The sequence below is a fragment of the Deltaproteobacteria bacterium genome (genome assembly GCA_011773515.1).
Lineage (GTDB): Bacteria > Desulfobacterota > Deferrimicrobia > J040 > J040 > WVXK01.
Map to the genome: position 1 here is coordinate 12,856 of WVXK01000112.1, position 5,225 is coordinate 18,080.

Annotated in this window: 5 protein-coding genes, 1 tRNA gene and 1 pseudogene (1 of these 7 running past the window's edge); 5 read left to right on the top strand and 2 right to left on the bottom strand. The window is 59.6% G+C overall.

What is annotated here, in order from left to right:
* Positions 1-675: pseudogene (locus tag GTN70_11950) on the top strand (phenylacetate--CoA ligase); it begins 518 nt to the left of the window's first position.
* A gap of 1 nt (position 676) precedes the next feature.
* Positions 677-1,510 (top strand): 16S rRNA (cytidine(1402)-2'-O)-methyltransferase, encoded by an 834-nt coding sequence (gene rsmI / locus GTN70_11955; protein NIO17671.1) that lies wholly within the window; start codon positions 677-679, stop codon positions 1,508-1,510.
* A 73-nt stretch (positions 1,511-1,583) separates the two neighbouring features.
* On the opposite strand, the gene GTN70_11960 is transcribed toward rsmI, so the two are convergent.
* Both GTN70_11960 and GTN70_11965 read right to left on the bottom strand, forming a co-directional pair.
* Complete coding sequence (locus GTN70_11960; protein ID NIO17672.1) at positions 1,584-1,892, bottom strand: hypothetical protein; 309 nt, start codon at positions 1,890-1,892, stop codon at positions 1,584-1,586.
* Positions 1,893-1,998: 106 nt separating this feature from the next.
* Complete coding sequence (locus tag GTN70_11965; GenBank protein ID NIO17673.1) at positions 1,999-3,066, bottom strand: ABC transporter substrate-binding protein; 1,068 nt, start codon at positions 3,064-3,066, stop codon at positions 1,999-2,001.
* Between the two features lie 251 nt (positions 3,067-3,317).
* Here GTN70_11965 and GTN70_11970 point away from each other — a divergent pair.
* The 3 genes from GTN70_11970 to GTN70_11980 form a co-directional block, all read left to right on the top strand.
* Positions 3,318-3,393: transfer RNA gene (locus tag GTN70_11970), tRNA-Ala, on the top strand.
* 79 nt (positions 3,394-3,472) lie between these two features.
* Positions 3,473-3,997, top strand: a complete 525-nt coding sequence (locus GTN70_11975) for an NAD(P)H-dependent dehydrogenase/reductase (protein NIO17674.1) — start codon at positions 3,473-3,475, stop codon at positions 3,995-3,997.
* 118 nt (positions 3,998-4,115) lie between these two features.
* A partial coding sequence (locus GTN70_11980) for a DEAD/DEAH box helicase family protein (GenBank protein NIO17675.1) occupies positions 4,116-5,225 on the top strand: 1,110 nt, incomplete at its 3' end.

Genomic DNA, 5,225 nt, shown 5'->3' on the forward strand with positions numbered 1-5,225 from the left:
TTCGGCGCCGAGCCCTGGTCCGAAAGGATGCGCCAGGAAATACAGGAGAAGCTCAAGATCGTGGCAACGGACAATTACGGCCTCAGCGAGGTCCTGGGGCCGGGCGTCTCCGGTGAGTGCCTCGAGCGGAAAGGCCTCCACATCAACGAGGACCACTTTCTCGTCGAGGTGGTCGACCCGGAGACCCTCGAGCCGACCCCCTATGGCGATACGGGGGAGCTGGTCGTTACGACCCTGACCAAGGAGGCTTTCCCCATGGTCCGCTTCAGGACCAGGGATCTGACGAGGCTCATCGCCGAGCCCTGCCCCTGCGGGAGGACGTCGATACGGATGGGGAGGGTCGTGGGAAGGTCTGACGATATGATCATCATAAAGGGGGTAAACGTCTTCCCCTCGCAGATAGAGACGATACTCTTCGAGATCGAGGGGACGGAGCCCCACTACCAGATCGTGATAGACAGAAAGGAAGCCATGGACGAGGTTGCCGTTCTCGTGGAGGTCTCGGAGGCGATATTTTTCGACCAGATGAAGAAGCAGCGCCAGCTTATCGAGCTCATCAAGAAGCGCCTCTCCTCCGAGCTCGGGATCTCCGTCGATGTGCGGCTCGTTGAGCGGATGACCCTCGAGCGCTCTGATGGGAAGGCGGAGAGGGTGGTCGACAGGAGAAAGCTCTGAGATGGCGAATGGAATTCTCTACGTGGTGGCGACGCCGCTGGGCAACCTGGAGGATGTCACGTTCAAGGCGATCAAAGTCCTGAAATCGGCCGATGCGATAGCCTGTGAGGATTCCCGGAGGACCGTCAAGCTCTTGAACAGGTATGAGATAAAGACACCCCTGATTACCTACCAGGAGCACAACAAAGACGCTGCCGGGGCCAAGATCATCACACGCCTCAAAAGGGGTGAGCGCATCGCCCTCGTATCCGACGCGGGGACACCCGGCATATCAGACCCCGGCTACAATCTCGTCAGGGACGCCATCCATGCAGGGATAAGCGTCGAGGTAGTCCCGGGCCCCTCGGCGATCGTGTCGGCCGTCGTCCTCTCCGGTCTCCCCACGGACCGGTTCTGTTTCGAAGGCTTCATACCACCCAAGCGGGAGCGGCGGATCAAGAAGTTTCAGTCCCTTGCAGACGAGGAGCGAACGATCATCCTCTACGAGTCTCCCCACAGGATAAAGGAGTCCCTCGACGACATGGCCGGGGTCCTGGGGGCAAGAAGAGCGGCACTGCTCCGGGAGATGACGAAGATAAACGAGGAGGTTCTCCGGGGAACGGTGAGCGAGCTGCGTGACGAGATCATGGGCCGGGAGAAGGTGTATGGTGAAATTACCCTCGTCATCGAGGGGGCGCGGCACAGGGAGGCCATACGGGACAACATCGAGATGCTCATCGAGGGCGAGATGCAGACCTTTGACGGCTCTCCCAGCGAGCTGGCGAAAAAGCTCTCCCAGGAGACGGGTATTTCCAGAAAGGTGATCTACGCAAGAATCCTGAACATGAAGAAATAAGGTTTCGCGGGCTTGGTTTCGCCCGCTGCGAACCGGTTTTTCGCGAAAGGGGGGCGCCTGCCCCCCGATCTCTCTACTTCTTTTTCCCCTCCCTTACCGTGGCGAGAAATGAGTGGGAGACGTGGGAGACGAGGGAATGAAATTTTTCCTTTGCCTTCTGGAATTTCCTGTCGGAGAAGATCTTTTCGAGTGCATCAAGGCTCTCCAGCTCGACCTGGATGACCCGCTGCGGTGTGGCCCCCCCGAAGATGCTCTGGTACACACGGTAGCTCTTGACCCCGGGGTACTTGAGCCAGATGTCCTTTCCGATGCCGTTGGTGTACCTTTTGTACTCAGCGAGTTTTCCGGGCAGCACGTCGAAGCGATACTCGAAGACAACCATCACGACCTCCTTTCTCTGATTGGTCGACTGCGCTCTACCACACCCCTATTGTACCAGACTCCTTGGCCCCCTCCATACCTTACAGCAGCCGGGCACCTGGCCCCGGTCACCTGACTATCTTGAACCGGCCCTTCTCCACCCGGACCAGCTCGAAGTTTCTCCAGTCGAGGCCGCCGTGATCTCCCGTTGAATAATCGTACACTCCCCCCAGCCCCGCGAAACTCCCCATCTGCTCCAGGCTGTCCCGGATGTCCGCAGGGAAGACCGAGCCCTTTTCCCGTATGGCTTTTTCGATGATCATGATGGCATCGCGGACGTATGCCCCCGGTGGCGGGGAAGGGGTTTTGTAACGGGACTCGTACTCCCTGTAGTAGTCAAACGTGGGTTCCTTCCGGGGGTCGCCGTCTCCTATCTGTTTGAAAACGGTGACCCTCTCCACGGGGAGCAGTGCGCCTTCCGCTGCCCTGCCGGAGAGGGCAATGAACCTTTTGGATGCCGCCTGGGGACCCGCGTAGAGGGGGATCCTGATCTCCAGCTCCGCCATGTTTTTCGCCACGGCCGACGCCTGGATGTCAGAGGCCCAGCACAGGATTGCCTGGGCCCCGGCTACCATGATCCTCTCGAGGCGCGGCGTGACGTCTCTCTCTCCGCGGCTGAGGAGTTCGTCGGCCACAAGGCTGATCCCCATGCCGGGGGCGATTTGCTCCACCGCAGCCCTCGCCTCCTGGCCGGTTCCGGAAAAGGAGGTGATCATGGCGATCTTTCTGATGCCGGTTGATCTGGCGTGATTCAGAGTTTTCATGACGGCCTGACGGCTGGAAGGGGGTATCTTGAAGACCCATCTCTTCAGAGGGTTTACGATCTTTTCCGATCCTGCAAGGGAAAGGAGGGGGATCCTCGCTTTCTCGAATATGCCCGAGACGGCGAGGGTGTTGCCCGACGTGGTGGGCCCGATCACGGCAGCGACCTGTTCCCAGTACAGCATTTTTTCCGCCGCCAGGAGACAGGTGTTCACGTCCGACTCGTCGTCGTAGACTACTACTTTGAGCTTCCTGCCGTAGATCCCGCCCCGGTTGTTTATGAGGTCCTGCAGCAGAAGAGCGCTTTTTTTCTGGACCTCCCCGCGAGAGGAGGACGAGCCCGTAACGGAAATGATCGCCCCTATCGTTACCACATCCTGTGCAGAGGCGAGGGTTCCCAGCGTCAGGGCAATCTGGAGGGCGACGATGATGCCAAGTGACCTCTTCAGCGTCTTTTCTCCTTTCCCGGCGGGTTATGCGATGGTCATACCACAGTGTAGACAGAAGGGAGCGGAAAGGCAACAGACCATCAGGAAATCGGGCCGAGGGGAGCTAATTTTGCGTTAAGTGCCGGCGGTGGTTGTGATAAAATGTCTCCCGGGTCAGGATCGCAATGGCAATTTTCGGGGGAGTAGCTCAGGTGGGAGAGCGTCGCGTTCGCAACGCGAAGGTCGAGGGTTCGAGTCCCTTCTCCTCCACCAGGAAAAAACCGTGAGCTAACCGGTGCCGGTTAGCTCATTTTTTTTATTGCAGGGACTTGCCCGGCAAAAGGAGGGGGAAATGATCGAGATACTGCGAAACAGAAGGAGCGTGAGGAAGTTTGAGAAACGGGCCATCGAGGAGGGGAAGGTTGAGATCCTGAAGGAGGCGCTGCTGCGCTCCCCCTCATCCAGGTCCATCAACCCCTGGGAGTTCATCTTCGTGGACGACGGGGAGACGCTTCAAAAACTCGGGCAGGCCCGGGAGCACGGGTCGGGCTTTCTGGCCGGGGCGGCTCTCGCGGTGGTCATCCTGGGGGACACGTCGAGGTCGGACACCTGCATCGAGGACTGCTCCATCGCTGCCATCACCCTCCAGTACGGTGCGGAGTCCCTCGATCTTAAGAGCTGCTGGTGCCAGATACGGATGAGGAGGCACGCGGGGCAGCGCTCTTCGGAAGACTACGTGAGGGAGCTCCTGGGGATCCCTGAGCACTTTCTCGTGGAGTGCATCATCGGGATCGGGTACCCGGCGGAGGCCAAGAGGGGCCACGACCGCGGGGGACTGGACTGGGAAAGGATACGGCACGACAGGTTTCAGTCATAGGGAAGGAAGGGGGCCTGAACGCCCCTGAATGAAGGTATAATTGGGCTTACCCGATTTTTCTGGTGGCAGGCCACATAAACGGGAGACAACGTGCCTGACAGGGAAGGCGTATTTCGATATGGCACCGGCAAACGATACCCTTTACGCTGAAGTGGCGGTTCCGCTTCCTCTTTTTAAAACGTACACCTACCGGGTGCCCCCCCACCTCTTTTCGCTCGTTCGGCCCGGGGTACGGGTCTACGTCCCCTTCGGAAAAAGAAGCGTAACGGGGATCGTGTTTGCGGTCAGGAAGGTCAGCGCCGTGGAAAATGTCCGCGATGTCCTGGACGTGATAGACCACGAGCCCGTCCTCTCGGAGGTTGATATCCGCTTCATCGACGAGGCGGCGAGACTCTACGGCGCGCCCCTCGGTGAGATGCTGCGGACCATGACCCATCCGGGATTTTTCCGGGAGGAAAAGGTCCGCTTCTGCCTGTCCGAGAAGGGGAACTCCGCAAGGATCAGCGGTGAAGGCGGGGCGCATGAGCCCTGGCTCGCCTTTTTCGCCCGGAGGGGAAACGTGTCGCTGGCACATGCAGAGAGGGAAATGAGGAAGAGACAGGTCCCGTCGCCGGGCTCGTTGCTGGCCAGGCTGGAGGCGGAAGGGCTGATCGAGCCGGTCCATGTGACGAAGAGGGAGGTGAGGGCGAAGGAGTCGGTGTACATCGAAGCGGGCCCCAAGGGGACGGAATCCCTTCGCATGTCTCCTCAGGCGCTCTCCCTCATCGAGGCCGTCAGGGAGCAGGAAAGGGTGGAAAGAAAAGAGCTTCTCGCGAAGACATCCGTTTCGGCGGGGGTCCTGAAGAGGCTCCTGAACGCGGGTGTCCTTGCCGAGGTCAGGCAGGAGGCCCTCGATGATGGCCCTGAGGGGCACCTGGAGGAAGCGCAGGCCGACTACGAGCTCAACGCCCCACAAAAGAATGCTATAGCAAGGATCATGGAAACCATAGATGAGGGCAGCCACCGGGTCTTTCTCCTCCACGGCGTCACCGGTTCCGGCAAGACGGAAGTCTACCTCGGTGCTATTTCGAAGGCCCTCGAAGGGGGAAAGGGCGCCTACTATCTCGTGCCCGAAATAGCCCTCACCCCCCTTTTCCTGGGAAGGATAAAAAGGAGGTTCGGGGAGAACGTTGCCGTGCTCCACTCCCGGATATCGCCGGCTGCGAGGCACGCCATATGGCTGCGGGCG